This is a genomic window from Methanofollis fontis (assembly GCF_004297185.1).
Taxonomy (GTDB): domain Archaea; phylum Halobacteriota; class Methanomicrobia; order Methanomicrobiales; family Methanofollaceae; genus Methanofollis; species Methanofollis fontis.
The window spans coordinates 1-26,185 of record NZ_PGCL01000008.1; the positions used below are offsets into that span (position 1 = coordinate 1).

Genomic DNA, 26,185 nt, shown 5'->3' on the forward strand with positions numbered 1-26,185 from the left:
GGAGCGCCTCAAAGTGGAAGTGACCGGCGAGAGCGGTGACGCCTTTACCTTCCGGGCCGAAACACCGGGCTTCTCGTATTTCGCCATCACCGCCCTGCCGGAGAAGGCCCCGGTCGTAGCAGAGAATATGACACCCTCAGCGACGCTGACGCCTGCAGAACCGGTGGAGACGGCAGAAACCCTGCCCCCGGCGACACAGAAGAGCCCGCTTGTCTTTGCTCCCGTTGCAGCGCTCGGGGCCCTGCTGCTGATCAGGCGGAGATAACTCCTTTTTTTTAGGTGTCAGGCTGCCCGTAAAAAGAGAAAAAAGGGATTCAGATCTTGATATTGATCCCGCCGGCCCCGCCTCCCGAGGTGTCGTGGGGGAGGAAGGGGATGAGGGACGATGCAAGTTTTGCGACGTCCATCGACTGGAGGATCACCTTTCCGGGACCGGTGAGGGTGGTCAGGAAGAGACCTTCGCCGCCGAAGAAGACGGTCTTCACGCCGCCTGCCAGCTGGATGGAGTAGTCCACCCCTGCCTCAAACCCGACCACAAGCCCGGTCTCCACCCGCACCACTTCGCCGGGCGCAAGGTCCATCTCGATGATGTCGCCGCAGCAGTGGAGGAAGGTGGTCCCTGAACCCGACAACCGCTGGAGAATGAAGCCTTCGCCGCCGAAAAAGCCCGAACGGATCTTCTTGGTGAAGGCAATGTCGAGATGCACGCCCTCCTCAGAACAGAGATAGGCATCCTTCTGGGCGATGAACTCGCCCTTTGTGACATCCACAGGAAAGATCCGGCCAGGGACGTTCCCGGCGAAGGAGACAAAGCCGCTGCCCCCCTGCGGGGTGAACTCGGTCAGGAACAGGCTTTCGCTGGTGAGCACCCGCTTCAGGCCGCCGAGAAGTCCGCCCTTCATATGGGAGTCCATCTGCATGTTCCCGCTCATGTTCACCATTGCGCCGGCCTCGGCATTGATCCGCTCCCCCTGGTCCAGGGAGAGTTTTACCATCTGCAGGTTGTCACCGATGATCTCGTGTTTCATCGTCAGTCCTCTGAGAGAGTCGCACCGGCGATTATATCACCCTTTTCCTTTTTTCACCCCTCTGAGAGCACGTCCTGATCGCCCTGATTGAATATTCCGGTCATTAGGGTGCCTTTTCCCTTTATTTCTGTATGGAATTCCAGGAAAAACAAAAATTTCGGTTTATGGGCGTGTACATATTCGATTGCCATATATGGAATGGCATACCATCACTCCACATCGTTCATGCGGTGATCGTGATGAAATCCCCCACACCCTTCCTGATATTCTGTGCTTTTACCCTCCTCCTCGCCGTGCAGGGGGCATCAGCCGTCCAGTTTGAATGTGCGCCCCTCAATCCGGCCTTTGTCTCCTATGGTGAGGGTGGCGGTGCGGTCGCTTCCGACGCTCTCTGCAGTCGCATGGCCGGTTCCCTGACGGAACAATCGCCCTATCCACTGACCGGTCTTGTTCCTGCTCCTGCTCTGCTGGTCTGGCCCGAACATTCGGTTGTCTCTGCGGAGCCCGAACCGCTCCCTGCCGCCTTCGACCTCAGGGATGAGGGGCGGGTCACCCCGGTGCGGGACCAGGGGCGGTGCGGGAGCTGCTGGGCCTTTGCAACCTATGCCTCCCTTGAATCGACCCTGCTCACCGACACCGGGATCGCATGGGACTTCTCAGAGAACAACATGAAGAACCTCTGCTCGAACCTCTATCCTGAGGGCTTCGATGTCGGCCCATGCGGCGGCGGTCAGGCGTTTGTGTCCACTGCCTACCTTGCCCGCTGGAGTGGTCCGGTGAATGAGTCCGACGACCCCTATCTCCTGCCGGTGCCCTCTCCTGACTCGCCCACCGACTGTGCGCCGGTGGTCCATGTCGGGGATGTCACCTTCCTCCCGCCGAGAGACGGCCCGCTCGGCAACGATCCGGTCAAGCGGGCTATCAGGGACGAAGGTGCTCTCTGGGTGGGATTTAACGTGAACTGGTCTTGTTTTACCGACAATTGCCTCACCTATTACCGTCCAGCCGACGGAAGGTATGAAAGCGATGGCGGACACGCCGTGGCCCTGGTGGGCTGGGACGACGCCTATCCTGCATCGAACTTCACGGTCTCCCCTCCCGGTGATGGAGCCTTCATTGCAAAGAACTCCTGGGGTGAGGGTGTCGGCGACCGGGGCTACTTCTACATCTCATACTATGAGCCCGAACTCGGGAATTTCTGGGATGAGAACTCCACGTTCGTTGGCGATGACCTGGATTTCACGTCGGTGCTCTTCACCGGCGAGCCCGTTGGTGCCCTGGATCATGTCTATGGGTATGACCCCCTCGGCTGGACGACGAGCATCGGCACCGGTGATGCAACGACGCTCTATGGTGCGAACCTCTTTACATCCGACGGCTACGAGGACCTGCGGTCGGTGGGCTTCTACACCCGCGAACCCGGCACCGACTATGTCGTCGCCGTCTTCCGTGACATCGACACCCCGCCGGGCAATGCCTCGGGCCCTGTGGCATGGACCCCGGGCACCGCCACCCTGCCCGGTTACCACACCGTCAACCTGCCCGCGGCGGTCCCCCTCTCGCCGGGCCAGACCTTCTCGGTGGTGCTGAAGATCGCCGCCCCCACCGATACCCGCTCCCTCGTGGTGGAGAAGCCGATCGAGGGGTATTCGAGCAATGCCACCGCTGCACCCGGTCAGAGTTATGTGAGCGTCGACGGCGACGATTGGGAGGATCTGACCGACATAATGCCTGACACCAACCTCTGCATCAAGGCGTTCACCACCGATGCCCTTCTGGTGCCGCAGGACTATCCGACCATCCAGGCGGCGGTCGATACCGCCGCGGCCGGTGAGACGGTCTGGGTGGAGAGCGGCACCTATGAAGAGAGCGTCGTCGTGAACACCACGATCACCCTGCTGGGGATCGACACCGGCGAGGGTCTGCCGGTGATCGATGCCGGCGGGAACGGCAGTGCTCTCTCGGTCCTTGCCGACGGCGTGAATGTCGAGGGCTTTGTGCTGAGCGGCGGGGGCGATGAATACGGGGATGCCGGACTGATGGTCCGGGCGAACGCTGCCGGGATCGTCGGGTGCATCGCCACAGAGAATGCCGGGATGGGTTTCTCTCTCTGGAAATCAGAGAACAGCACGCTCATCTGCTGTGAGGCGAACACCAACGCCGACGATGGCATGTATATCTCGGAATGTTCAGGGACCACTCTCAGGGATTGCGGTGCCGATGACAATGGGGGGAACGGGATCATGGTGTATTCCTGCAGCGGCACCGCCACCGCCATGAACAGTCGGGCCAGTATCTCCAGCGGGTATGACGGGACTCATGGTCATACGGCACACGACATTGCACCGCTGTTTGATGATTTCTGTGTCGGTGCACCTGCCGTGACTGCGCAGGAGGACCTCTGTGAGGTCCGCGCCTCAGATGGGGGCGATTCTGGCGGCTGCATCGGCCTCATCGGATGCGATGCCGGGAACAATACGGGTTCGGGCATCTATGTTTCCGGTTCTTCATCCGTCCTCCTTGACGGATGCACGGCAACCGAAAACGAGGACGGCATCAACATCCGGTATTCAGAGAACTGCACCCTCACGAACAACTCGATGGCGTCGAACTGCTACAACTTCGGCCTCTACGGGGGCAGTGATGCCGATTATGTCCATGAAATCGACCTGAGCAACACGGTCGACGGAAAACCCGTCTATTATCTCCGCGGCGCCACCGGTAACCCTGCAGGGGACTTTGCCGATGCCGGGACGATCTATGCGATCGATTCTGTGGGGCTGGAGATCCGTGGCCTCACCCTCTCGGACAACCGGTATGGCGTCTTCTTCTGGAACACCACCGCCTCCACCCTTGAGGGCGTGACGGCACGGGAGAACTGTTATGGCATCCGGATTGCCGGGTCGTCGGCGGTCGGGCTGGACGGATGTGAGGCCGCGGAAAATACGGATATGGGCATGTATATCCATGGTTGTTCTGCCGTGGAGGTCGCCGGATGCAGGGCGACGGAGAACGAGTATGATGGTATATTCATCTCCGGTTCAGAGGGGTGCAGGCTGAGCGGGAACGTGATGGACGGCAACCATTACAACTTCGGGCTCGACGGCTGGAATGACACCCACTTTATCCATGAGATCGATCTGAGCAACACGGTCGACGGAAAACCCGTCTATTATCTCCTCAACGCCACCGGCAATCCTGCAGGGGACTTTGCCGATGCCGGGACGATCTATGCGGTCAACTGCACCGGGCTGGAGATCCATGACCTGATACTCTCCAACAGTTATGCCGGTGTCTATCTCTGGAAGAGCACGGGCGTCACCATGGACAGCATCCTGGTAACCGATGATTATTATGGAATCACTCTCGGGGGGTGCTCTGCGATCGCCATCCAGAACTGCACCGCCGTGGGAACGGATACGGGGATAGATGTGTATCATTCAGCAGACTGCCAGATCTCGGAGTGCATTGCGACATCCAATAATTACTATGGGATCGCACTCTGGGACGCGGAGGGGTGCGATATCGACGGGTGTAGCGTGCAGGACAATGGCGAATTTGGCATGATTCTCGATGAGGTCGGCAACTGCAGCATCAACGGCTGTCTGGCGCAGGGCAACGACTACCTGGGCATGTTTCTTATGAATGCCGAACACTGCTCTCTCCAGGAGTGCAGTGTCTCCGGCGGTTTGTATGGGATTGCACTCTGGGGATTGGAGGATTGCCAGGTCGCTTCGTGCACGGTGCAGGAGAATGATCTCATGGGAATCCTGCTTGGTGAAGCCATAACCACTGTCATTACGGGCTGCACCATGTCCGATACCCTGTTTGGATGCGGGATCTCGGACTCTGTGGACTGTCAGGTCTATCTCAACTCGTTCTGCAACGCGAGTGCAGCTGAGTATGATTCCCTGGACATCCTCTGGGCCTCCCCCGGAACCCTCACCTACCATTATGGCGGGCGCACCTGGACCTCACCGATGGGCAACCACTGGGGAAAAGCCTACAACGGCACCGATCAGAACGGCGACGGCATCGGTGACGTGCCCTATGCCGGCGATGGTTTCACCGATGCGTATCCGCTCATGGAGACCCCTGACCGATATTTCTTCGGCGATGATGGGGGTGACGACGATTCCGGTGACATCGCCGCCGCCGGCAACCTGAACCCCGGTGACACGGCGACGATGCACTTTTCGGGTTCGGCGGTAACCGGGATCACCCTCAGGGCAGCAGAACGGATCGACGGTGTGATGATCGGAATCGATCCGGTGACGGACGGGCCCGATGGTCTGGACGGTCCGGTCTACCAGTATCTCGCCGCCGACCTCACCTACACAACCGACGCTGCGATCGCCGAGGCGGTCTTCACCTTCGATGTGCCGGCGGCATGGCTGGAGGAGCAGGGGCTGACACCGGAGGGCATCACCCTCTGGCGCTATCATGAGGGGGCATGGTTGGCGCTCCCGACGGTGTTGATTGGTGAGGAAGGGGGCCGTTATGTCTATCGTGCGACCTCGCCGGGCTTCTCCTACTTCGCCGTGGCGGCAGGAGAGGCGGCCGAAGTGGCGGCGAGCGTTCCGCCTGTGGAGGCTGAGATTCAGGTGATAACTCCGCCTGGTGCGGAGGCAGAGGCCAATATGCCGGCGACGGCGGTTCCCATCACCGCGACGGCGACCCCGCCCACCGCGAACCCGACCGACACCCCTGCGCACCAGACGCCCGTCTGGTGGGGGATCGCCCTCACCGCCATTGCGGCATTATCCCTCTTCAGGCGGGAAGCGTGATCGGCGGCGGTGCCGTCTCATCCCCTCTCTTTTTTGTCGTGATCCGGTTTCGGCACCCCCTCCCCCGTGCGAATGATAGGGATCTTGAAATATGCAGAAATATAACAGGAAAGTGTGCCGATACCTGAATAGTGGCACGATGCCTCTTATCTGGTCCTTCAAGATGTGGTGAATGCGATGAATCGAAAAATGCCCGGAATTCATGCTCCCAGAGATGCCGTACAGAGATTGGGCCGGCACGCCTGCTCTGTGGCGATGCTGTTTCTCCTGATCTGTCTCCTCGCCGCCCCTGCCGCTGCCGCCCTCACCACCACGGAGGTGACGATCACAAAACTCGCCTCCGACGATGAGACGGTCCTCTGCAGGGCGACGGTGGACTGGGTCTGGATGATGGAGAACCTGCCCGTTCTCGGAGACGGTCAGACGGTCTATTATACGCAGGGCCCGGTCTTTGAAGGGGCATGGGAGGATACACATCCAGGCGAGACCTACGACCCCTGGAATCCTGACGAGGACGTGAACATCCTCTATAAGGACCACGGCGAGTTCATGGGCACCGATGTGGCAGCGCTCCTCGACCTTGTCGGCGGGGCAGACCCGGCGGACCTGGTGGCGTTCAGGGCGGCGGACGGTCTGACGAAGCGCTGGCCCGCGGCGTACATCGACACTCCCGACCCCGGGCAGGGCCCCTTCGGGCTCATCTGGTATCACGGGGATGATCTCGGGTACGTGAACGAGAGTTTTGATCACGGCATGCGGCTGTATTTTTTCGGGGAGACGACGAATGCGGCCGGAATGCATGTCTGGGGGAACTGGGACATGCACGAGTCCTGGAATGAGACCTTCTGGTACTACTACAACGGCCACTACCCCTCGGCCAGCGGCACCTCCGTGATGTATGTCAGGAACATCACGATCCACAGTGCCATCTCGCCATATGCGCCGGTGGCAGGGTTCTCCGCCGATCCCCTCAGCGGCGATGCGCCGCTTTCGGTGCAGTTCACCGACACCTCGATGAATGCGCCGACCGCCTGGTGGTGGAAGTTCGGGGACGGCGCCACCTCTGACGAGCAGCACCCGGTCCACGTCTATCGGGCCGAAGGGAACTATACGGTGACGCTCGCCGTCTCGAATGCGTGGGGGAACGATTCCCTGACGCAGGAAGATTGTATCCGTGTGGACCGCCCGCCCATGACCGTCAACTTCAGCGCCGCACCCCTGGAGGGTTTCGTCCCCCTGAGTGTCCAATTCACCGGTCTGACGGAGGGTTCACCCTCGTCATGGAACTGGTCGTTCGGGGACGGCGCCACCTCCGGAGAACCAAATCCGGTGCATCCCTATACCGTCCCCGGCACCTATGACGTCTCCCTCTCGGTGGACGGCGGTGCCGGGTCCTGTGTGAAACCGGAGTATATCCGTGTCCTCCCCTGTCTCCCCGGCGATGCGAATGGCGACGGTGCGGTGAATCAGGCCGACACCCTCCGCGTGCTGAAGGAAGTCGTCGGTCTTGTGGCGAAACCGGAGGCCGGAACCGAACGCTTCCATGCCACCGACGTGCACCGGAACGGCGTCATCGAGACCGGCGACGCCCTCTATATTGCGCAGTGCAACGTGGGGCTGAGGGACCGCTGGTTTGAGGTGGTGGAGGGATGATCCTGCCGCCCTTCAGGGATCTCGCGTACTGAACGAGCAGAGGGTGGCAAGTCCTGCCACGACCGCACCCGCAAGGAAGGTCGTCTGAAACCCCCCGACGAGTGCCGCCGGATCGACCGACGCTGGTATGGCGCCGGTGACCACCGCGGCGGCAAAGAGCGCCTCGAAGACCGCCACGCCGACGACCGCCCCTCCGTCCCGGATCGCCATCATCACGCTTGAGGCCATGCCCTGCCGGTCGGCAGGGCTGCACCGCAGGATCAGGCTTGAACTCGGCGGGATGAAGAGTCCGGTGGCGGTCCCCATCAGGGCGAGGGAGAGCAGCATGAAGGGGACTGGTGTGGCCCCGTCAAGCCCCGAGAACAGCAGAAAGGAGATGCAGAGGATCGCCGTCGCAACCGTGCAGATCCCCCGTGAACCAAAACGGTCGGAGAGTCGTCCGGCGATCGGTCCGGCGATGAGCATCATCACCGACGGCACCATCAGGACCAGTCCGGAGATGTCCGGCGTATAGCCCCGGACCAGCTCCAGATAGAAGGGGAAGAGGAAGATCGCTCCTGTATACACAAGCATCAGGAGAAGGGCGGCGGCATTTGCAAAGGAGAAACTCCGATTCGAAAACAGGTGCAGGTCGATGACCGGTTCAGGGTGGCGTCGCTCCTGCACGAAAAATGCAATGGAAAGTATGAGCGCCGCCGCATATGCCGCACAGATGGGTGTGGAGGTCCAGCCGAGGTTCTGCCCCATGTTCAGGGCGAAGATGCCGCTCCCGAGTGCCCCGAAGATCAGTGCCGCCCCGCCAAGATCGAACGGCGTCTCGGGCCGCGACACCGGCAGGGAGGGGATCACCCGCACCGCCAGCAGCAGGGCGACAAGACCGACCGGGATATTGATAAAAAAGATCCAGCGCCAGGTGAGATAGGCGGTCAGAAACCCGCCGACCGCTGGACCAGCGGCGATGCCCAGGGAGGCAAAGGAGGTGGTGATCCCGAGTCCGGTTCCCCGCACGGCGGCGGGCAGCAGGGTCGAGACCATCGCCGGACCGATGGCAGTGAGCATCGCTGCTCCGATCGCCTGCAGCACGCGGAAGGCGATCAGGGGGAGTATGTCGGTTGCCAGTCCACACAGGAGCGATCCGGCCAGAAATATCGTGAACCCTGAGAGAAAAACGGGCCTGAACCCGATCCGGTCGCCGATCTTCCCGAATGCCGGCAGAAAACTGGAGAGGACGAGGAGGTAGGCGATCGAGACCCATGAGACCGGACCGGTTCCGATGCCGAAGGATGCGGCAATCGTCGGCAGGGAGATATTGACGATGCTCACGTCGAGCGATCCCATAAAGGCCGCGAGGGCGATGACAAAGATGATTGCGCGTTGTGTGCCCCTCTTCTCCTTTTCTGCCCCGGATGCGGCATTCATCATTTGAAGGTGCCATGTGCACCTTTTTGTTCTTTCCGTTTTTTCTCGGACGAATTATCGGCGCACAGCATGGGTGTCGCCTACAGGTGGAGACGGATCGATTGTCCGGGTTTGGTTTATGGGGCAGAAAATGGCGATGACAGAATAACAAAAAATGGTATGGACCCGGCGGGAATTGAACCCGCGGCCTCATCGTTGCGAACGATGCGATCTTCCCCTGATCTACGAGCCCGCATGCTGGATCACGCTCTGATCCTGCCTAATAGTATTGCCGCCGTCACCTTATATCTGTTCCTGATGGGCACATGCCGACGGCAGATGAAAGAGTGAACGATACGGCGGAGGCCGCGCAAGGTGCGTCCAAAAAAAAGATCAGAGGATGATCTCGATATCCAGTTTCTCTGCCAGTTCCTTGTAGCGGTTGCGGATTGTCACCTCGGTGACACCCGCCACCTCTGCCACCTCGCGCTGGGTCCTCCGTTCCCCGGAGAGGATCGAGGAGATGTAGATGGCGGCGGCGGCGACGCCGGTCGGTCCCCTGCCGCTCGTCAGTTCACGCTCGCCTGCCTGTCTGAGGATCTCGACGGCGCGGCTCTGCACCTCGCCCTTCAGGGTGAGGCCGGAGCAGAAGCGGGGCACATAGTCGATCGGGGAGGTCGGGAGGAGTTTTAAGCCCAGTTCGCGGGAGATGAACCGGTATGTGCGCCCGATCTCCTTGCGGGATACCCTGGACACCTCGGCGATCTCATCGAGCGTCCTCGGGACCGAGCACTGCCGGCATGCGGCATACAGGGCGGCGGCAGCGACGCCTTCAATCGATCTGCCCCTGATCAGGTTCTTGTCCACGGCGTCACGGTAGATCACGGCGGCGGTCTCCCGCACGTTCCTCGGCAGACCGAGGGCCGACGCCATCCGGTCGAGTTCGGAGAGGGCGAAGGCAAGGTTCCGCTCTGTGGCGTTCGAGACACGGATACGCCGCTGCCACTTCCGCAGGCGGTAGAGCTGCGCCCGGTTCTTCGACGAGATGGCGCGCCCATAGCTGTCCCGGTTGCGCCAGTCGATCATCGTCGAGAGACCCTTGTCGTGGATGGTGAAGGTCATCGGGGCACCGACACGGGAGCGCTTCACCCGCTGGTCATGGTCGAAGGCACGCCATTCCGGACCGCGGTCGATGAACTCCTCGTCGATCACGAGGCCACAGTTCTTGCAGACCAGTTCTGCACGTTCATAATCGTGGACGAGCTGACGGCTGCCGCACTCCGGGCAGACGTTCTCGGTTGCCTCCTCGCGCTTTCTCTCCTGCTCCTTGACGGTGGTGCGCACTCTCTTCTTGAGAGCCTCGCGCTCACTCTGGAGCATCTTCAATTTCTCGATTTCTGCCATTTCCCGTCACCTTTTGTATAGAGTTTCTCGCCTGTCCGTATCGTGCAGTTCTGTCGGCACCTGACTGCAGCGAAGGGCGAGGCCACATTTCCAAAGATATCCACAATTTTTCCTGCCGGCCTGAGGCGTCTATCGAACACCTCTCCATAGAGGCGGGGCAGTTGGGCGGCATCACACCTCAGGATAAGGGTGTGAGAACCGCAAATTTTAATAATCGGCCCCACTAGTTTCAATAGGATTACCTCGTCAAGACCCCTCCGAAGAAGGGATAGCATATATAAATGCATTCCAACAATATTTAAAAGTATCGATAAAGTATAAATATCGATTAAATGCCGAGTAAATCCGAAAGAATATTTAAGGATGCTGATCTGCCGCTTTCTTCCTCTGTTAGCCCTGCACCGCGTGCCACCGCCATTTTTTCCTCTGCCGTCAGGAGGTCGGAGGGCGCATGGGCATCAGAGTTCACCACGAGCATGCACCCCGCCTCCCGGGCGATCCCGGCCACATACCCGTTTGTGCGATTGTGCCCACCGCGTGAGGTGATCTCCAGGGCAACGCCGTTTCTGGACGCCAGTCGTGCATCCTCCGGTGTGATAAAACCCGGATGGGCGAGGACGTCCACATCTTTCGAGGCGCAGGCGGCGTGATTGGTGCCAGCTGCCACAGGTTCCACCGTCGTCTCACCGTGCACCACGACCACATCGGCCCCTTCGTCTCTGGCCCGTTCTGCAAGCCCGGCGATCTCCTCGGGCGGCACATGGGTGATCTCCACCCCTGCCAGCAGTCGCACGCCGTAGCGGGCCGCACTCGATTTCAGGCAGGTGGCGGCGTCGATCACCTGCGTGATATTCGTGCAGTCGACATGGTCGGCGATGGCGACGACCTCGTAGCCGAGGACAGCGAGGCGGCGGACGAGTTCGATGGGGAGCAGTTCGCCGTCGCTCATCAGGGTATGGGTGTGGAGGTCGTAGAGACCGCTCATCGCTTCACCTCAAGGGCGCCGGCGACCTTTCTGATCACCGAACCCTTTGGCTCCTCACTGGAAACCACGGCACGCCCCTCCCGGCGATGCCAGTGGGCGGGGTGGTGCTTCTCCTCTGTCCGATAGGTGTATCCGCATTTCTTGAGGGCGGCCTCGAGATCGGCGAGGCTCGGATTTTTTGCGGCAGCAGCCCTCGGGACCCGTCTCCCTTCGGCCCGCTTCAGTCCGGCATGAAAATAGCAGGGATAGAGGATGCACTCATGTTCCATTGCTTATGAGATTACTGATGAACCTATATAGGGGTCGCGTTCATAGATCTTGTATGCATCATATCGACGTCTCCATTGAGAAGGATGTCTATGCAGCGAATGACCGCCTCGCTGCTGCGAATGCCGCTCACCTGAAGGAGCACGGTGTTCGGGCATTCGATCTCCTCGGTGCGATCGGTTCGGGGAAGACGGCGCTGATCGAACGGATGGTGCCCCTCCTCCGTGAACGCAACCTCCGTGCAGGCGCTATTGCCGGGGACGTCTATGGCGACGACGACTTCAGACGCATCGTGGCCCTTGGCATTCCTGCCGTCAATGCCAACACCGGCACCGAGTGCCACCTCGATGCCCATATCGTGGAGCACGCCATCGCGGACCTTCCCCTGGATGCGATCGATCTCCTCTTCATCGAGAATGTCGGCAACATGGTCTGTCCGACCGATTTCGCCCTCGGTGCGGAGAAAAGAATTGTGGTGGTCTCGACGACCGAAGGGGACGACGTTGTGAACAAGCATCCGATGATGTTTCGCGGTTCCTCGATTGCGGTGATCAACAAGACCGATCTCGCCCCGTTTGTTGGGTGCGACATGGACCGGATGGAGGCGGACATGCGCCGGTACAACCCGGAAATGAAAATTTTCCGGACGAATATGAAGAGCGGAGAGGGCGTTATGGCCGTCGTTGATGCAATACTGGAGTGATCACCCTTAAATACGGTGAGCCTGAATATATATAGCACTCTGGTAGGGATTAATCGGTCTCACAGAACAACACCTGAGGTGATACTATACAGTGGCAAGGAAGATCCGTCCGGCGCCAGACCGGCGGCAGGAACCACCCGGCCTGCGGGAAGAGGCGGTTTGAAATCGGCCGTGCAGCGGCAGAGACCCATGTTGGGGAGAACAGGAGCCGGCTCATGCGGGTCAGGGGCGGAAATGTGAAGGTCAGGGCGCTCCGCGCCGATATGGCCTCGGTCTCGAACCCTGCAACCGGCGAGACAAAGAAGGTCGGCATCCAGACAGTGGAGGCAAACCCGGCAAACATCAACTATGTCCGCCGGAACCTCCTGACGAAAGGTGCGATCATCAGGACCGAGATCGGGCGGGCGCGTATCGTCAGCCGCCCGGGACAGGACGGCGTCGTTAACGCCGTTCTGATCGAATAACTTTTTTTCAGGGTTTGAGGTAGGCATACCCCTCGGCCTGCCGGCGTACGATCTCCCCGACACCGGAGGGGACGATCGTTACGCATCGCGGGAGGTCGTCCTTTGTAAACCCGTGGCTCCTGAGGCTGTTGGAACAGGCCGCGAAACTGACGTTCTTTCCGGAGAGTGCCTTCACTTCGTCTGCATGTTTTCCGGTGATCAGGAACGTTTTCACCCCCTCTCCATTGCCGACCACTTCGATTGCAACATCATCGTCGAGATCGTCAAGCAGGTTCCTGATATTTGCGAATACGCCCGGAGCGCTCCTGTTGTCGTTCAGATGGAAGAGTGCCCTGTATGTGGTCATGATGGATCCCTCCTCCCTCCCATGCAGGTTAAAGGTTCTCCTCTCTCTCAGGACAGCAGAGATTATCTGGTCCACATGCGCATAGGTGTATGATGCGCAGAATATACTACCGCTTTCCGGCCCGTTTCGACCTAAATTTTACCCTGTCTTCACCTTTCCGCGGGGTGCTCGGGGGTGTCGCCGCCCTTCACCGCAGCCATACGACCCGTCGGAAGGACGGTGATCTCTTTAAGCATGATGTCCTCATCGATGTTGCCGATGACAGGACGCATTTTCTGCCGCTCGACATGCTCTCTGGTTCGCTCGGCGATGTGACAGAATCGGTCGATTTCAGGATGGCGATCCACGAGACCCTGCTGCGGGCCGAAGGGCGCCGCCCGATCTCTGAGAACCGCTTTTTGTTCCGGGTTGTGGACCGGGGCGACCGGACTGAGGTTTTCGTGGTCAAGGAGGGGACCGGTGGGGCGATGGATGCGATGCATGTGAAAGAAATGCTGAAGGGTGCCTGCGAGTGAGCCTGAAGATCACGGTAGCGGCCCCGTTCAAGCAGATGCACCGCGCTGAAATGGACCGTAACCAGTTTGTTTTTTTTCTGGCTCTCGACCGGAAGTGGATGAATGTGGACCAGGCGAACGCCGTTCTCCGTCTCGCCGCATCGTCCGGACTGGTGGAGATCGAGAATGGGAAGGTTTTTCCGGCATTTGATGTGGCATCGGTATCGATTCCGCTCGGCTTCAGGCCGGGGCCGGAGATCTTCGAGGCGCCTGATCCCTGTCATGACCTTGTGCGTCGCATTGCCGACGCCACCGGGAGGGAGGAGAACGCGGTGATCGCCGAGATGAACGGTGTGATCGACGGTGAATTTGACGGGCATCTCAGGGCCGGCGCCGCCGCCGTGCTTCTGGCCCGCCGCTACAACGTGACGTGGTCGGATCTCCTTCCTGCGATCCGTGAGGGTGTGCTCGAGGAGAGGTGAGGCTCCGGGCGGACCGGCAGACCTGATACTATTATTTTACGCCACGGCTGCTCTGCTGAGGGTGTGGCAGGAAAAAACAGAGTGCCGCCTGATTTCAAGGCGGCGATCGGTGTTGGGCGGGTGCGCCGGGCACCTTATTCTGCGGCTTCTGCCTCTTCGGTCTTGCCGAGGAGTGTGTCCACTGACTTCTCGCCGTATTTTGCGATGACGGCGTTGATCTGGACGAAGTCCGTTGTGATCTCGTTGCCGCGGATCGACTTCCTGCGGCGTTCGCCTGCATGGGTGGGGTGGAAACCGAAACCCTCGGAGAGGAGGATCTTCCTGCGTCCCGCGCCCGGAAGGTCCCGCCGTGCGGCAATGCCGGTCCGGTCAGACCCGCCGGTGATCGTGATGGTGTATCCGGTAAGCCCGAGGGGTCCGCCTTCAATCTCGTCCCCGATCTTCTTTCCGACAAACCCTGATGCGGCCGCCCCGCTAGCCTCGATATTGTAGGCGCGGCCCGCCTTCGTGTCAGATACGACAACTTTGAAATCGACCATTATTATGACTCCTTCTCGACCTGATGGTATCAGACGTGTCTATCATGTTGGGTACGCAGGGTATTAAATACTACTTGCCCCAGAAGGGGTGCTCCTTCCTGCGCATGGATGTGTATTCCTCGAGAACCTCTTTCATTCCCTGTTTGAGGGTTGGAAGCATCTCTTTTTCGAGCACTTTCACGTGGTGTTCCGGGATCTCGGCATAAAGTTCGTCCGTCTCATTGATCTGCCGTCCGATGGTCGGACCGTCGATGGAGATGGCCACTTCGGCACCTGCGTCGGCTTCTGAGACGTTTTCGCCCCGGATCTGGATCGTCTTCAACTGGCCGATCCGTTTGCCGTCCCGCCTGACGAGGTTGACGCCGTTGCGGAGTTTGCCGCCGAGGATCCGCACCCCCACCACCGCCGGGTTGCTCTGCCGGAAGGTACAGCCCTCCAGGATGGTGATCTTTGCGGGAAGGATGATGTGCTCGAAGCGTGCGGCCTCGATCCGCCGCTGCTGCTCCTCGACCCATTCGGTGTAGTCGTCGATGAGCTTGTAGATGATGTCGCCGGTGAAGACGGTGGCCCGGCATGTCGGGTCCTTCAGCATCTCCAGGGCGTCCGGGAGGATGGGGGTGTTGAAGGCGAGGAGGACGGCATTGAGTTTGTCCTTGATCGTCCCGACCTCGATGAGGTCGTGGCGGGAGACCGGACCGACCTCTGCCCGCATGATCCCGATCTCATGGTCCTGCAGCTCCTTTGCCAGTGCCTCCAGTGCGCCGATGGTGTCCGCCTTGATGAAGATCCCCTCTTCGGCGAGGTTGACATGGATCTCCTCGACCTCGCGCCGCACCTCCTCGTTGATCTCATCGCGGTCGGCCGGCGTGCGGACGACGCGGAGCGGCGATCCGGCGATGACCCCCTCCAGGTGCGGGGCGGAGACCTTGATCCCGGCGGCGGCGGTGACCGTCTTCACCCGTTCAAACCGTTCCTCGACGAGGATCTCCGACATCGGACGGGGTTTGAGGAGGGACCTGACCTTCTGGTTGATGACGCCGTCGGCGGTGGCGACGGCAATCTCCTCGCCGACCGAGATGGTGCCGTCGTAGAGGATGACGTCCAGGGTCATGCCGAGACCGCGCTCCTCCTTCACCTCGAGCACCGTGCCGGCGCCCGGACCGTCCACCGAGACGGCGAGGGCCTCGGTCATATAGCGCTGGGCAAGACCGATGAGCATCATCAGCAGGTCGGGCACCCCCTCGCCGGTGACCCCGGAGACCGGGACGATGGCGACGTTCCGGGCGAAGTCGCTCACGCGGTCGAAGCGCTCGCAGGCGAAATCCATCTCAGAGAGTTTTCCGATCAGCTCGTAGGTCTTGTTCTCGAAGATCTGTTTGGCGCGGTCACCCTGCGTCTCGAAGGTCTTCTTGAAGGGGGCGTTTTTGTTCACCCGCCACCCATGGATCCGGTCGATCTTTGTGGCGGCGACGACGAAGGGGGTGCGGTAGGTGCGGAGGATCTCAAGCGCCTCAATCGTCTGGGGCTGGAACCCCTCATTGATATCGACGACCAGGATCGCCATGTCGGCAAGCGCCCCGCCCCGTGCGCGGAGTGTGGTGAAGGCATGGTGGCCCGGTGTGTCGATGAAGAGGAGGCCGGGAACGTTGATCTGGAGGTTCTGGAGCGCACCGCTCATCCGTCCGATGGCGTCGAACGGGACGAGGGTCGCCCCGATATGCTGGGTGATCGCCCCTGCCTCGCCGGAAACCACGGACGATCCCCGGATCCAGTCGAGGAGAGATGTTTTGCCGTGATCGACGTGTCCAAGGACACAGACGATGGGTGTCCTGATATTTGAGCCCTCGCTCTCCTTTCCTGCCTTCTTCTTCTTTGCCATCTCCCGCGCCCCCACATTTCCGGCCCCTTTTCGGGGAAATCCGGATTATTGCTATGTATTAGGGCATCTCCCCCTATTAATTCTCTCCCGTGCCGGCGCTTTGAGGTTCGGGGGGAGTGTACAGGGTCAGAATCGGCCTTCCCGGCGCCCGGCCTGCCGATAGGTTAATCAATGGTATCATCTAACATTGTAGAGTATTTTGCCGGGGTGGGGTAGTTGGTCATCCTAGGGGACTGTGGATCCCCCGACCCGGGTTCGAGTCTCGGCCCCGGCCCTCTTTCATTTAGTGAGTTGCATTTTCGTATTCTGAGCATTCAGGTTCCTGAAGCTCGTCCCGTCTCCATCCTCCGTTTTGCATGGAAGAATACGGGCAGCGCCAGCATCTGCATCCCGGCGGCGAAGCCGATGGCCAGGGGTATCGAGATCCCGTAGACCCATCCGATTACGGCGCTGCCCGCAAACCATCCTGCCCCATATATGGTGTTGAAGATGCCGTAGGCCCGTCCGCGCTTTGAGAGGTGGGTGTAATCAGCGACTGCGGCGCGCAATACGGTCTCCTGAATGCCCATCGCCGCTCCCCAGAGGGCCGCGGCTGCAAGCGCCATGGACGGGGATGACGTGAAGGCGAGGAAGGGTACGGCGATGCCGATGATGGGTGCGGCAGCGAGCACCGAAAGGCCGATGCGGTCGTAGAGGCGCCCTGCGATGAGGGCGACCGCGGCGTCGACGCCCATGGCGACGGCATAATACAGGGGGATCTCCGCCTCTGAGAGTGTGGCGGTGGCGGTGAGGTGATAGGCGATGAGTGGAAAGGCGACGAAACCGGCCATGGTGAGGGCGGTGAAGATGGCGTAGGGGACAAGGGTGCTGGTGGGCGGTGCCTGCTGCGCCGGTCCGCCCGCCCTCTCGAGTGCCGCCGGCGCCGGGGCCCGACTCCGGGTGACGACGAGTGAGAGCATCATCAGGGCGAAGGGGATGAGCAGCAGGGCAAATCCGGCCCGGTAATTGCCGTGCAGGAGGAATGCGGCGGAAAAGATGATCGGCCCGATGATCGCACCGATCTGGTCGAGCGCCTCATGGATCCCGAACCCCCATCCCCGTCCGACGCTTGAAGTCACATTCGAGAGGATGGCGTCCTTGGCCGGTGCCCGGATCCCCTTCCCCATCCGTTCAACGATGAAGAGCAGGGCGGCCATCTCCCATGACCCGGCGAGGGCGAGCAGGGGGACGGCGATCAGCATGCCGTAGCCAAGGAAGGTGAGCGTCCAGTAACGGTGCGTGGCGTCGGCGAGGTGCCCGGAGAGGAGGCGAAGGGCATAGCCGAGGAACTCTCCCAGTCCTGCCACGACCCCGACGACGAGGGCCGAACCCCCGAGGGCAAACAGATAGGGTCCGGTGACGCTCCTCGCCCCCTCATAGATGACGTCACCAAAGAGGCTGACGATGCCGAAGAGCAGGATGATCAGATATGCTGCCCTCCGATCAAGGGGTGTGGACGGAGCGGGGTCGGGCATGGTGATTGTGACTCCGACGCTCCGGCGTATAGGTCTGCCGATGAACGAGGCGCCGCTGGAAAAAAAGGGTTATACCGAAGGCTGCGCCGCCGGTTGTGCGCCGTTACGGTTGGAATAGCGGTACATCAGTGAGAGCACCGCCGGCATCGCCAGGATGCCGCCGATAAGCGAGAAACCGACGGTGATCACGGTCACAAGGCCGAAGTTCGAGATGATGTTGAACTCCGAGAGGATGAGGGCGGAGAACCCGAAGACTGTTGTCATGCCGGAGACGGTGATCGCCATCCCGATCTTCTGGACGGCGGTCTGGATGGCCGTGTAGATGTCGAGGCCGCGTGCGAGTTCCTCCTCGCAACGCTCCATGATCAGGATGGTGTACTCCGAGGCCACGCCGATGGTCATCGACCCCAGGGTGGCGGTCATCGGGCTGTAGTCCAGCCCGAAGAGGTACATGATCGCCCCGTTCCACCCCACGATCATCACGATCGGGATGAGGGGGGTGATGGCGCTGGAGCGCCGGTAGACCAGCAGCAGAAATCCAAAGATGAGCACAAAACCGGCGATGACCATCGTCGTCTTTGACCTGGCGATATCGTCCATCAGGTTGGTGAACATGTCCAGCGTCCCGGTCACCATCACCGTGGTGCCCGGGGGCGCCTGATAAAAGGCGGCCTCCTTCTCCAGGTTCTTGATCATCGACCGGGCGATGTCCATTTCCATGTCTACGGTGGAGAACTCGATGACGGCCTCCATGTTGCCGTTGAGATAGCGTTTTCTGGTGTCCTCGGGGATCGTCCCGACGACGTCTCTGACCTGACTCTCATATACCGGCAGCACGCCGTTGTTGTATTGCCGGATCAGGGTGACGATGCTCGTGGCGCCGATGATCTTGTCGTTTCGCTCCAGTTCATACGTGGTGAACCCGTCGATCCACTGGAGGGTTTCGATGGAGAGGACGTCCTCGCCGGTCACGACCACCGGTACGGTGGAGGTGGAGCCCATCGTCCTGGTCACCTTCTCCATGTCCAGAAGCGCCGGCATGTCCGAGGGCACGAAGGTGTCCTGGTCGGCGTTGATCGGCACCTCCTCGTCCATCTGGTAACCGACGACGGCGACCAGGGCGAAGATCAGCAGGATGGGGACCGGGTTCTTTGCGATCGTGTAGGCGACCTTGCCGAGCAGGTGGTTGTAGTGCTCGGTGAAGGACCCCCGTGTGCCCTGTTCATGGGTCGGTTCCGTCTCGCAGCCCTTCCAGTCGAGTTCGCAGGCCTCCACGTCATCGAGTCTTCCCTGCCGCACCTTCGGACGATATTTCGAGATGATGCCGAAGACGGGGACGATGATCAGGGCGGAGAGATAGCAGGAGACTACCCCGATGGTGCAGGTCACCCCGAAATCGGCGACCATCGGGACCGGGGAGATGAACATGGCGATGAAGCCGAGTGATGTCGCCACCATGGCGATGAGGACGGCGGGACCGGAGTTGCCGACGGTCGCCCTCACTGCCTGCGGGATGGTGCCCCGCTGCATCTCCTCGTCAAAGCGCGTATGGAACTGGATCGCATAGTCGATCCCGATCCCGATGAGCACCGGGAATGCGCCGATGACGGTCATCGAGATGGGGATGCCGAAGAGTCCCATCATCCCGAAGGTCAGGATCACGCCGGTCGCCACGATGAAGACCGGCAGCAGGCGGTAGCGGACGTGGGAGAAGAGGAAGGTCACGGCCAGAACCATCAGGAGCATCGCCGCGAGGATGAGGGTCCCCATCGATGACCCCATCTCCTGCTGCATCTCCTGTTCGAAGGCCGGATTGCCCGAGACCGTGACCGTCAGGCCGGGAGGGGGATCGGAGATGGCGATGACCGTGCGGATGCTGTTGAGCACCTGCTGCTGAACGGATTCAGATACGCCAGGATCGAGGGTGATGCCGGTGATGGTCATCATCACGGACGGGAGATAGCGCTCCAGTGTCTCCGGGGGGATGCCCTGCATGATGGCGCTCACCTCGCCGCTGGAGGTCGGCACCCTGCCGCCGTTCACCTGTTTCATCATATCTACGATGCCTGAGACCGAGTCCACATACTGCTCGTTTCTGATGTCGGCCTCGAGGTTGTCGATGTACTGCAGAATAGTTGGATCGGTGACGTCATCGCACTCGAAAATGAGCATGATGGCGTCTGATCCATAGGTGTCAGAGTAATGGGCGAGCATTGCCCCGGTGGGTGTGTTCTTATCGATGTAGGTGTCGTCCCCCGTCTCCATCGTCACCATCGTAAGACCGCCGATGGCAAGCAGAAAGATGGCAGCGGCGACACCGAGCACGATATAGGTGTGTGCATTGATGACGTCTGCAAGACGTTCATAGGGTGTATTCATGAAGTGGTCTCCGGATAGAGTAGGGATCGCCGTCGGTCACGATCGTATATAGGTGCGCAGGTTCGGAATATAGTGTTTGACGCCATCCCCGGGAAAACCGGGGTCATGGCGGGATCGCCCGCCGGTAGTCGGCAACGATCTCACGTGTGATCTCCATCGCCGCTTCATCCGGGGTTTTTCCGGCGAGGGTGATGCCGTATTCGGATGCGGTGCCGAATACCCGCAGGGGGTCGGTGACGGTGATGCCGTCGTCTCCGTCACCGGTGGTATGGAGGAGGTGTTCTGCCTGCCTGACCAGGGCATCGACCTCATCCGGGTCCGCACCCCCGACCATGAAGAGGCGGTGGAGCAGTTCGACGGTGGCGCAACAGGCGGGAGAGGGGAAAAAGCCGGTCTCTTCCCAGATGGCGTCTGTTTCTGCCCCGTATCTGGTGTGCGAGTCCCGGTAGGCTATCCTGTTTGCCGGGTGTTCCATCCGATCTCCGTGTGGTGCCGGTATGCCGGTGTGCGTCATGGTCGTACCTGGCGGGAGCGTTTGGGCCGGATGGCACATCAAGGTGATGGAACGAAAAGGGGTTGCATTTATGGGTGGGGGTGGTTCCGGTTGTATGCCCTGGTCCGGGGAGGGGAATGGTTTTCCCCGCCTGCCCCGGTTTTCCGGTCTTTCTGGTTGGAGGTGGTGTTGTGAATTCTGGCAGAAAGGGTTCGAATACCCCCTTGTGGGGTGATGCCCGTGTGAAGAGTGGTGATCTCGTATGGCGTGCAGATGGCGTCTGCGAACCCTTTGCTGCAGATGATCGGTTGGGGCGACGACATCAAATATCTGGTGAAACTCATCGGGGTTTCAACCGTCACCTTTACCCGCCCGGCGGTCGCACCGGATCGCATGCCAGACGATCTGCTCCCCCTCCTCCGGAACCTTGGACTCAACGACTACGAGGGGCGTGTCTACTCCACCCTGCTCTCGCTCAGGAAGGCGACCGCCCGCGACATCCACGAACTGAGCGGGGTGCCGAGGGGGAGGATTTACGATATCCTCCATGATCTGGCCAGACGGGGCTTCATCGGGATCGAAGAGGGATCGCCGACCTGTTACTATCTGCTCGACCCGGACGATGTGATCGACCACATCAAGGAGGAGTATCTCTCCTCGCTCGAGCAGACCAGAAAGGCGATCCGGAACCTTTCGGTGGCGCACCTCCGACCGCCGCCGTCGTTTTATATGCTCAGGAGCGACTGGGCGATCGCCAACCACCTGACCTCGATGTTTAAGAGGGTGCGGAACCGGATGGTGATCCTGTGCAATGATCCCTCGTTTTTGCGGTCATATATGGACGAACTGAGGGCGGTGTCGAAGAGGGCCGACCTCTACATCGTCGTCAGGGATGCAGAGGCGTTCGCGGCGGTAGATCTCCCGGTCTATGAGGGGAGCGGCGCCCTCTCCGAATTGCTCTCCCTGCATAAAGGTCCGGATAGAAAATCGTTCGGCACCGCCATATTCATGGATGACGGCGATTTCTTCGCACTTTCGGTGCCGGGTTCGGACGGCGGGGCCTTCACCGGGTCCGATGCACCGATGATGCGCTTCCTGCTGCAGTCCATCATCATGCACCTGGAGGCGGAGTACGATCTGCCGCCCGGCGGGATTTCCCCCTCCTGACCCCGGTCTGCCGGTATCTTTATTATTTGCCAGTGCATGATGAGGCGTGTTCAGGGGGGGACTGAAGAATGCAAGAGGGACCGAGAGGTGCGATACTCCAGCGCGACAAGCAGACGTATGCGATCGTCCCGCGCACGCCTGCAGGGATCGTGACGCCTGAAGTGCTGGAGACGATCGCCAAGGTGGCACGCCGCTATGAGATCCCGGTGATCAAGATCACCTCGGGACAGCGGATGGCGCTCGTCGGGATCAAGCCAGAGGACGTGGACCCGATCTGGAACGAACTCGGGATGACGGTCGGGGAGGCGACGGCGCCGTGCGTCCACTATGTGCAGGCATGCCCGGGAACGGCGGTCTGCAAATATGGTGTGCAGGACTCGCTTGGCTTTGGCCTGCGGATCGAGGAGGACTATCAGGCGATGAATCTCCCGGCAAAACTGAAGATGGGGGTTTCCGGGTGCCCTCGCTGTTGCGGCGAGAGTTATATGCGGGATGTCGGGGTGATCGGGACGGCGAAGGGATGGACGGTCACATTCGGGGGAAATTCCGGTGGGAGACCGCGGATCGGGGATGTGATCGGGCGGGACCTCACGACCGAAGACGCCCTCTCGCTGGTGCGCCTCCTCCTCGAATTTTACCGGGACTCAGGGAAACCCGGCGAACGCACGCCGCGTATGGTCGAACGCCTCGGGATCGAGGCGGTGAAGGAAGCGATCGGTGGAAAAGGGCCCTGAGGGGGTTGACCCCGGTTCACTGCTCCCCTTCTCCGGGCTTGTTCTGGATCTCGCGAGCGATGGAGCAGAAGTAGGTCCGGTCGGCAAATCGGACGAAGGTCCGGGAGACCTCGACATCGAAGACGGTGCCGTTTTTTCTGCGGTGGACCGAGCGGATCTGTTCACGCCGTCCGGGTCGGGCGTCGGTCCACATCCGTTTCCACCTGCCAGGCGTGATGGAGGGGTTGATCCCGAAGGCGGTGGCCTCCAGGATCTCTGCGGGGGAGTAGCCGAGGAGGTCGCATGCCGTTTTGTTTGCCTGATACACCGTTCCTCCCTCATCGAAGAGGAGGATCGAGTCCGAGGCATGGTCGAACGCAAACCTGGTGAACAGGAGCTCCTGCTCCACCTCCTCCTTCTCGGCGATCACCGCCAGCAGGGTGCGGTTCGCCTCCGCCATCTCTGCAGTCCGCCGGGTGATCAGGCTTTCCATATTGGTGTGGTAGTCGTGCAGACGTTCTTCGCAGTGTTTTTCTGCCGTAATGTCGCGGCCGGTGAGGTGGTAACCATCCGGAGTGCCGTCATTGTCGAAGAGGGCCCGGAATGTCCAGCGTTCATGGTTCATGCTCCCGTCTCTCCCCACCGTTCTGAGGTCGAGTGTTCTGGCGGGTGAATCGGGTGTCAGGGCGGCAAGCGCCTGTGCCGCTCGTTCTCTTTCCGCCGGTGGAAAGAGCGGGAGGAAACGGTGACCTATGAGGTGATCCCGTTGTTTTCCGGCATGGCGACAGAATGCCTCGTTCGCCAGGGTGATGGTGAGGTCGTCGGCGGTGGCGAGCACAAACTCGGTGCCGTCCGCCGTGAGGGCCTCATGCCGCCGCCGCCAGGTCTCCCGTTCGGCTGCCGCCCTTCGTTCGCCGCTCTCGTCGATGAGGACAATGGCGGCGCCCTCCCTGCCGGTGTCGAAGACGACCGGGATGAGGTGAAGACTGAGGTCATGGCGGGCACCCGAGAAGGTGGTCGTCACCGGGACGACCGCCTGCACGCCCGCCACTGCCTCCCGGCACCGTTCGATGACGGAAGAGTCGGTAAACATGGGAAAGGGGAGATTTCCCAGTCGTTCGCCATAGATCACCTCGAGAGTGCATCCGAGCAGTTCCAGCGCCTGCCCCCCGGCGATCTCCACTTCAAGGCGGGCATTGACCACGATGGTCGGGTGGCGGGCGATGTGGAGGAGAGCGGATACGGGCACCCGTCTGGCCAGAAAATAGTTGCGGGCGGTGCCGATCTGTTTCCGGTCCACATCTCCCTTGAGGGCGAGCATCTCCAGATATTTTGCGGCGGTGTTCCGGTGGAGGCCCGTCGCCGCGGCGATCTCCGAGATCGAGAGGCCCTTCGGGTGGTTCCTGAGCAGTTCCCTGATGGCGATGGCATCCTTGATGCCGCTGGTGGTCCGGCCCATATGCACTGCATATGTGTGGTGCATACCGAGGATTTATCATTATCTATCATGATCTATCTGATCATATGCACGGCATAATCGCCCGGCAGGGAACTGGAGGTGCAGACTGATGGACGGCAACGTTGATGTGAAACGTGGCGAACGCGTGGTCCGCCCGCCACCCTCTCCGGGGGAGGGATCCCGCCTCGGAGACTGGGAAACGGCATACGCACGCTATCGGGAGGACCCGGAGGGATTCTGGGCGGCGGTGGCAGGTGAGCTTGAGTGGTTCAGGCCCTGGGACCGGGTGCGCGAGTGGCGCCACCCCTATGCCCGCTGGTTTGTGAACGGTGCACTGAACATCACCCACAACTGCCTCGACCGTCATGCCTCGGGCGACCACCGGAACAAGGTCGCCCTGATCTGGCGGGGGGAGGAGGAGGGTGACGAGCAGGTGCTCACCTACCGGCAGCTCCACCGGGAAGTGATGCGGTTTGCAAACGCCCTCAAGAACCTCGGCGTCGGCAAGGGGGATACGGTCTGCATCTACATGCCGCTTGTGCCCGAACAGATCGTGGCCATGCTCGCATGCGCCCGCATCGGTGCGGTGCACAGCATCGTCTTCGGCGGTTTCGGTGCATCCGCTCTCCACGCCCGGATCCGTGATGCAAAGGCGAAGATCATCGTCACCGCCGATGTCGGTTACCGGCGGGGCAAACGGGTCGCCCTCAAGACCATTGTGGACGAGGCGGTCGTCAACGCCCCTTCGGTCGAACGGATCATCGTGCTGCGCCGGACACGGCCGGAACTCGAACTCTATTCCGAGCTGGAGGTCGATTACGAGGAGTGCATGGCGGCGGCCGATGCGTTCTGCCCGCCGGAGGTGATGGACGCCGAGGACCCCCTCTTCATCCTCTACACCAGCGGCACGACCGGGACGCCCAAGGGGATCGTCCACACCTGCGGCGGATACATGGTCGGCGCCTACTACACCTCGCAGTATGTCTTCGATATGCGCGAGAACGACGTCTACTGGTGCACGGCCGACCCGGGCTGGATCACCGGGCACTCCTATATCGTCTACGGGCCGCTGGCGGCGGGGGCGACGGTGCTGATCACCGAGACCGTTCCCGACCACCCCGACCCCGGCGTCTGGTGGCGGATCATCGAAGATTTCGGCGTGACGATCTTCTATACCGCTCCGACGGCGATCCGCATGTTCATGAAATTCGGGGAGGAGTGGCCGAAACGCTCCTCGCTCGACTCCCTCCGCCTCATCGGATCGGTCGGCGAACCCCTCAACCCCGAGGCCTTCGAGTGGTATTACCGGGTGATCGGCGGGTCGGCCTGCCCGGTGCTGGACACCTGGTGGCAGACCGAGACCGGGATGCACATGATCACCACGCTGGCCGGCGAACCGATGAAGCCCGGGTTTGCCGGGAGGCCGATCCCGGGTGTGGCCGCCGATGTGGTCGACCGGGAGGGCAATCCGGTCCAGCCCGGTGTCGGGGGGCTGCTCGTGATCACCGAACCATGGCCGGCGATGATGCGGGCGGTCCACAACAACGACGAACGCTACCGGCAGTACTGGACGACGGTGAACGGCTACTACACGGCCGGAGACCTGGCGGTCAAGGACGAGGACGGGTATATCATGGTGCTCGGCAGGGCGGATGACATCATCATCGTGGCCGGTCACAACCTGGGGACGGCGGAGGTGGAGTCGGCCCTTGTCTCGCATGAGGCGGTGGCTGAAGCGGCGGTGATCGGTATTCCCGATGCCCTGAAGGGGCAGGCGGTGAAGGCCTTCGTGATCCTGCGGCTCGGGCATGCCCCCTCTGAGAAGCTGAAGTCAGATCTCGTCTACCACGTCCGCATGAGCATCGGGCCGATCGCCATGCCCTCGGCGATCGAGTTCGTCGAGAGTCTTCCAAAGACCCGGAGCGGCAAGATCATGCGTCGCGTGCTGAAGGCGCAGGAGATGGGGATCGATCCCGGCGACATCTCGACGCTGGAGGAGTGAGGGGGGTGTTCGAACCCCCGTCGATCCTT

The 26,185-nt window shown here is 61.0% G+C and carries 22 protein-coding genes and 2 tRNA genes; 11 read left to right on the forward strand and 13 right to left on the reverse strand.

Annotation, left to right across the window (positions count from 1 at the left end; translation table 11 throughout):
- On the forward strand, window positions 1-265 hold a 265-nt coding region (locus tag CUJ86_RS11900), incomplete at its 5' end, for a hypothetical protein (protein WP_207231418.1).
- A gap of 49 nt (window positions 266-314) precedes the next feature.
- Here CUJ86_RS11900 and CUJ86_RS11210 read toward each other — a convergent pair.
- A complete protein-coding gene (locus CUJ86_RS11210; RefSeq protein ID WP_130647672.1) occupies window positions 315-1,028 on the reverse strand; it encodes a TIGR00266 family protein in 714 nt (237 codons plus the stop codon).
- Window positions 1,029-1,267: 239 nt separating this feature from the next.
- Between CUJ86_RS11210 and CUJ86_RS11215 the strand changes: the two genes are divergently transcribed.
- Both CUJ86_RS11215 and CUJ86_RS11220 read left to right on the forward strand, forming a co-directional pair.
- On the forward strand, window positions 1,268-5,815 hold the full coding sequence (locus tag CUJ86_RS11215; RefSeq protein ID WP_165394898.1) for a NosD domain-containing protein: 4,548 nt from the start codon (window positions 1,268-1,270) through the stop codon (window positions 5,813-5,815).
- 255 nt (window positions 5,816-6,070) lie between these two features.
- Window positions 6,071-7,468: a PKD domain-containing protein gene (locus CUJ86_RS11220; protein ID WP_235855673.1), complete on the forward strand. Its 1,398-nt coding sequence runs from the start codon at window positions 6,071-6,073 to the stop codon at window positions 7,466-7,468.
- Window positions 7,469-7,480: 12 nt separating this feature from the next.
- Here the strand turns inward: CUJ86_RS11220 and CUJ86_RS11225 are convergent, their stop codons facing one another.
- From CUJ86_RS11225 to CUJ86_RS11250, 5 genes are all read right to left on the reverse strand, one after another.
- Window positions 7,481-8,890, reverse strand: a complete 1,410-nt coding sequence (locus CUJ86_RS11225) for an MFS transporter (protein ID WP_130647675.1) — start codon at window positions 8,888-8,890, stop codon at window positions 7,481-7,483.
- Window positions 8,891-9,047: 157 nt separating this feature from the next.
- A tRNA-Ala gene (locus CUJ86_RS11230) sits at window positions 9,048-9,119 on the reverse strand.
- A 140-nt stretch (window positions 9,120-9,259) separates the two neighbouring features.
- Window positions 9,260-10,270 (reverse strand): transcription initiation factor IIB, encoded by a 1,011-nt coding sequence (locus CUJ86_RS11235; RefSeq protein WP_130647676.1) that lies wholly within the window; start codon window positions 10,268-10,270, stop codon window positions 9,260-9,262.
- 328 nt (window positions 10,271-10,598) lie between these two features.
- Entirely contained in the window at window positions 10,599-11,255 is a 657-nt protein-coding gene (locus CUJ86_RS11245) for a histidinol phosphate phosphatase domain-containing protein (RefSeq protein ID WP_130647677.1), read from the reverse strand.
- Window positions 11,252-11,524 carry a signal recognition particle subunit SRP19/SEC65 family protein gene (locus tag CUJ86_RS11250; RefSeq protein ID WP_130647678.1) on the reverse strand — a complete coding sequence of 91 codons (273 nt, stop codon included), beginning with the start codon at window positions 11,522-11,524 and terminating at the stop codon, window positions 11,252-11,254. The genes CUJ86_RS11245 and CUJ86_RS11250 overlap by 4 nt, the downstream gene beginning before the upstream one ends.
- 53 nt (window positions 11,525-11,577) lie before the next feature.
- Here CUJ86_RS11250 and hypB point away from each other — a divergent pair, with 53 nt between their 5' ends.
- Both hypB and CUJ86_RS11260 read left to right on the forward strand, forming a co-directional pair.
- Entirely contained in the window at window positions 11,578-12,225 is a 648-nt protein-coding gene (gene hypB / locus CUJ86_RS11255) for a hydrogenase nickel incorporation protein HypB (RefSeq protein WP_130647679.1), read from the forward strand.
- An 86-nt stretch (window positions 12,226-12,311) separates the two neighbouring features.
- A complete protein-coding gene (locus tag CUJ86_RS11260; protein ID WP_130647680.1) occupies window positions 12,312-12,689 on the forward strand; it encodes a 30S ribosomal protein S8e in 378 nt (125 codons plus the stop codon).
- A gap of 7 nt (window positions 12,690-12,696) precedes the next feature.
- Here the strand turns inward: CUJ86_RS11260 and CUJ86_RS11265 are convergent, their stop codons facing one another.
- Window positions 12,697-13,035, reverse strand: coding sequence for a DsrE family protein (locus CUJ86_RS11265; RefSeq protein ID WP_130647681.1), 339 nt, complete (start codon window positions 13,033-13,035; stop codon window positions 12,697-12,699).
- Between the two features lie 89 nt (window positions 13,036-13,124).
- On the opposite strand from CUJ86_RS11265, the gene CUJ86_RS11270 reads away from it, so the two are divergent.
- Both CUJ86_RS11270 and CUJ86_RS11275 read left to right on the forward strand, forming a co-directional pair.
- Window positions 13,125-13,550 carry a hypothetical protein gene (locus tag CUJ86_RS11270; RefSeq protein WP_130647682.1) on the forward strand — a complete coding sequence of 142 codons (426 nt, stop codon included), beginning with the start codon at window positions 13,125-13,127 and terminating at the stop codon, window positions 13,548-13,550.
- Entirely contained in the window at window positions 13,547-14,011 is a 465-nt protein-coding gene (locus CUJ86_RS11275; protein WP_130647683.1) for a DUF2240 family protein, read from the forward strand. The genes CUJ86_RS11270 and CUJ86_RS11275 overlap by 4 nt, the downstream gene beginning before the upstream one ends.
- A 134-nt stretch (window positions 14,012-14,145) precedes the next feature.
- Here the strand turns inward: CUJ86_RS11275 and CUJ86_RS11280 are convergent, their stop codons facing one another.
- Window positions 14,146-14,550, reverse strand: coding sequence for a 30S ribosomal protein S6e (locus tag CUJ86_RS11280; RefSeq protein ID WP_130647684.1), 405 nt, complete (start codon window positions 14,548-14,550; stop codon window positions 14,146-14,148).
- 70 nt (window positions 14,551-14,620) lie between these two features.
- A complete protein-coding gene (gene infB / locus CUJ86_RS11285; RefSeq protein ID WP_130647685.1) occupies window positions 14,621-16,429 on the reverse strand; it encodes a translation initiation factor IF-2 in 1,809 nt (602 codons plus the stop codon).
- Between the two features lie 201 nt (window positions 16,430-16,630).
- Between infB and CUJ86_RS11290 the strand changes: the two genes are divergently transcribed.
- Window positions 16,631-16,703, forward strand: a tRNA-His gene (locus tag CUJ86_RS11290).
- Between the two features lie 40 nt (window positions 16,704-16,743).
- On the opposite strand, the gene CUJ86_RS11295 is transcribed toward CUJ86_RS11290, so the two are convergent.
- From CUJ86_RS11295 to CUJ86_RS11305, 3 genes are all read right to left on the reverse strand, one after another.
- Window positions 16,744-17,943, reverse strand: a complete 1,200-nt coding sequence (locus CUJ86_RS11295; protein ID WP_130647686.1) for an MFS transporter — start codon at window positions 17,941-17,943, stop codon at window positions 16,744-16,746.
- Between the two features lie 69 nt (window positions 17,944-18,012).
- Window positions 18,013-20,322: an efflux RND transporter permease subunit gene (locus CUJ86_RS11300; RefSeq protein ID WP_130647687.1), complete on the reverse strand. Its 2,310-nt coding sequence runs from the start codon at window positions 20,320-20,322 to the stop codon at window positions 18,013-18,015.
- 103 nt (window positions 20,323-20,425) lie between these two features.
- Window positions 20,426-20,797, reverse strand: coding sequence for a hypothetical protein (locus CUJ86_RS11305; RefSeq protein ID WP_130647688.1), 372 nt, complete (start codon window positions 20,795-20,797; stop codon window positions 20,426-20,428).
- A 318-nt stretch (window positions 20,798-21,115) separates the two neighbouring features.
- Between CUJ86_RS11305 and CUJ86_RS11310 the strand changes: the two genes are divergently transcribed.
- Window positions 21,116-21,982: a TrmB family transcriptional regulator gene (locus CUJ86_RS11310; protein WP_235855672.1), complete on the forward strand. Its 867-nt coding sequence runs from the start codon at window positions 21,116-21,118 to the stop codon at window positions 21,980-21,982.
- A gap of 68 nt (window positions 21,983-22,050) precedes the next feature.
- Complete coding sequence (locus CUJ86_RS11315) at window positions 22,051-22,716, forward strand: nitrite/sulfite reductase domain-containing protein (protein WP_130647689.1); 666 nt, start codon at window positions 22,051-22,053, stop codon at window positions 22,714-22,716.
- 16 nt (window positions 22,717-22,732) lie between these two features.
- Here the strand turns inward: CUJ86_RS11315 and CUJ86_RS11320 are convergent, their stop codons facing one another.
- Entirely contained in the window at window positions 22,733-24,154 is a 1,422-nt protein-coding gene (locus CUJ86_RS11320; RefSeq protein ID WP_130647690.1) for a PAS domain S-box protein, read from the reverse strand.
- Between the two features lie 109 nt (window positions 24,155-24,263).
- Between CUJ86_RS11320 and acs the strand changes: the two genes are divergently transcribed.
- Entirely contained in the window at window positions 24,264-26,156 is a 1,893-nt protein-coding gene (acs, locus tag CUJ86_RS11325) for an acetate--CoA ligase (RefSeq protein WP_130647691.1), read from the forward strand.
- Window positions 26,157-26,185 lie beyond the last annotated feature (29 nt).

What these genes read in the sequence shown, in the direction of transcription:
- CUJ86_RS11210 (WP_130647672.1), bottom strand. Translation starts at nt 1,028, where the DNA reads ATGAAACACGAGATCATCGGTGACAACCTGCAGATGGTAAAACTCTCC.
- CUJ86_RS11215 (WP_165394898.1), top strand. Translation starts at nt 1,268, where the DNA reads ATGAAATCCCCCACACCCTTCCTGATATTCTGTGCTTTTACCCTCCTC.
- CUJ86_RS11220 (WP_235855673.1), top strand. Translation starts at nt 6,071, where the DNA reads ATGCTGTTTCTCCTGATCTGTCTCCTCGCCGCCCCTGCCGCTGCCGCC.
- CUJ86_RS11225 (WP_130647675.1), bottom strand. Translation starts at nt 8,890, where the DNA reads ATGATGAATGCCGCATCCGGGGCAGAAAAGGAGAAGAGGGGCACACAA.
- CUJ86_RS11235 (WP_130647676.1), bottom strand. Translation starts at nt 10,270, where the DNA reads ATGGCAGAAATCGAGAAATTGAAGATGCTCCAGAGTGAGCGCGAGGCT.
- CUJ86_RS11245 (WP_130647677.1), bottom strand. Translation starts at nt 11,255, where the DNA reads ATGAGCGGTCTCTACGACCTCCACACCCATACCCTGATGAGCGACGGC.
- CUJ86_RS11250 (WP_130647678.1), bottom strand. Translation starts at nt 11,524, where the DNA reads ATGGAACATGAGTGCATCCTCTATCCCTGCTATTTTCATGCCGGACTG.
- hypB (WP_130647679.1), top strand. Translation starts at nt 11,578, where the DNA reads ATGCATCATATCGACGTCTCCATTGAGAAGGATGTCTATGCAGCGAAT.
- CUJ86_RS11265 (WP_130647681.1), bottom strand. Translation starts at nt 13,035, where the DNA reads ATGACCACATACAGGGCACTCTTCCATCTGAACGACAACAGGAGCGCT.
- CUJ86_RS11270 (WP_130647682.1), top strand. Translation starts at nt 13,125, where the DNA reads ATGATGCGCAGAATATACTACCGCTTTCCGGCCCGTTTCGACCTAAAT.
- CUJ86_RS11280 (WP_130647684.1), bottom strand. Translation starts at nt 14,550, where the DNA reads ATGGTCGATTTCAAAGTTGTCGTATCTGACACGAAGGCGGGCCGCGCC.
- infB (WP_130647685.1), bottom strand. Translation starts at nt 16,429, where the DNA reads ATGGCAAAGAAGAAGAAGGCAGGAAAGGAGAGCGAGGGCTCAAATATC.
- CUJ86_RS11295 (WP_130647686.1), bottom strand. Translation starts at nt 17,943, where the DNA reads ATGCCCGACCCCGCTCCGTCCACACCCCTTGATCGGAGGGCAGCATAT.
- CUJ86_RS11300 (WP_130647687.1), bottom strand. Translation starts at nt 20,322, where the DNA reads ATGAATACACCCTATGAACGTCTTGCAGACGTCATCAATGCACACACC.
- CUJ86_RS11305 (WP_130647688.1), bottom strand. Translation starts at nt 20,797, where the DNA reads ATGGAACACCCGGCAAACAGGATAGCCTACCGGGACTCGCACACCAGA.
- CUJ86_RS11310 (WP_235855672.1), top strand. Translation starts at nt 21,116, where the DNA reads ATGATCGGTTGGGGCGACGACATCAAATATCTGGTGAAACTCATCGGG.
- CUJ86_RS11315 (WP_130647689.1), top strand. Translation starts at nt 22,051, where the DNA reads ATGCAAGAGGGACCGAGAGGTGCGATACTCCAGCGCGACAAGCAGACG.
- CUJ86_RS11320 (WP_130647690.1), bottom strand. Translation starts at nt 24,154, where the DNA reads ATGGGCCGGACCACCAGCGGCATCAAGGATGCCATCGCCATCAGGGAA.
- acs (WP_130647691.1), top strand. Translation starts at nt 24,264, where the DNA reads ATGGACGGCAACGTTGATGTGAAACGTGGCGAACGCGTGGTCCGCCCG.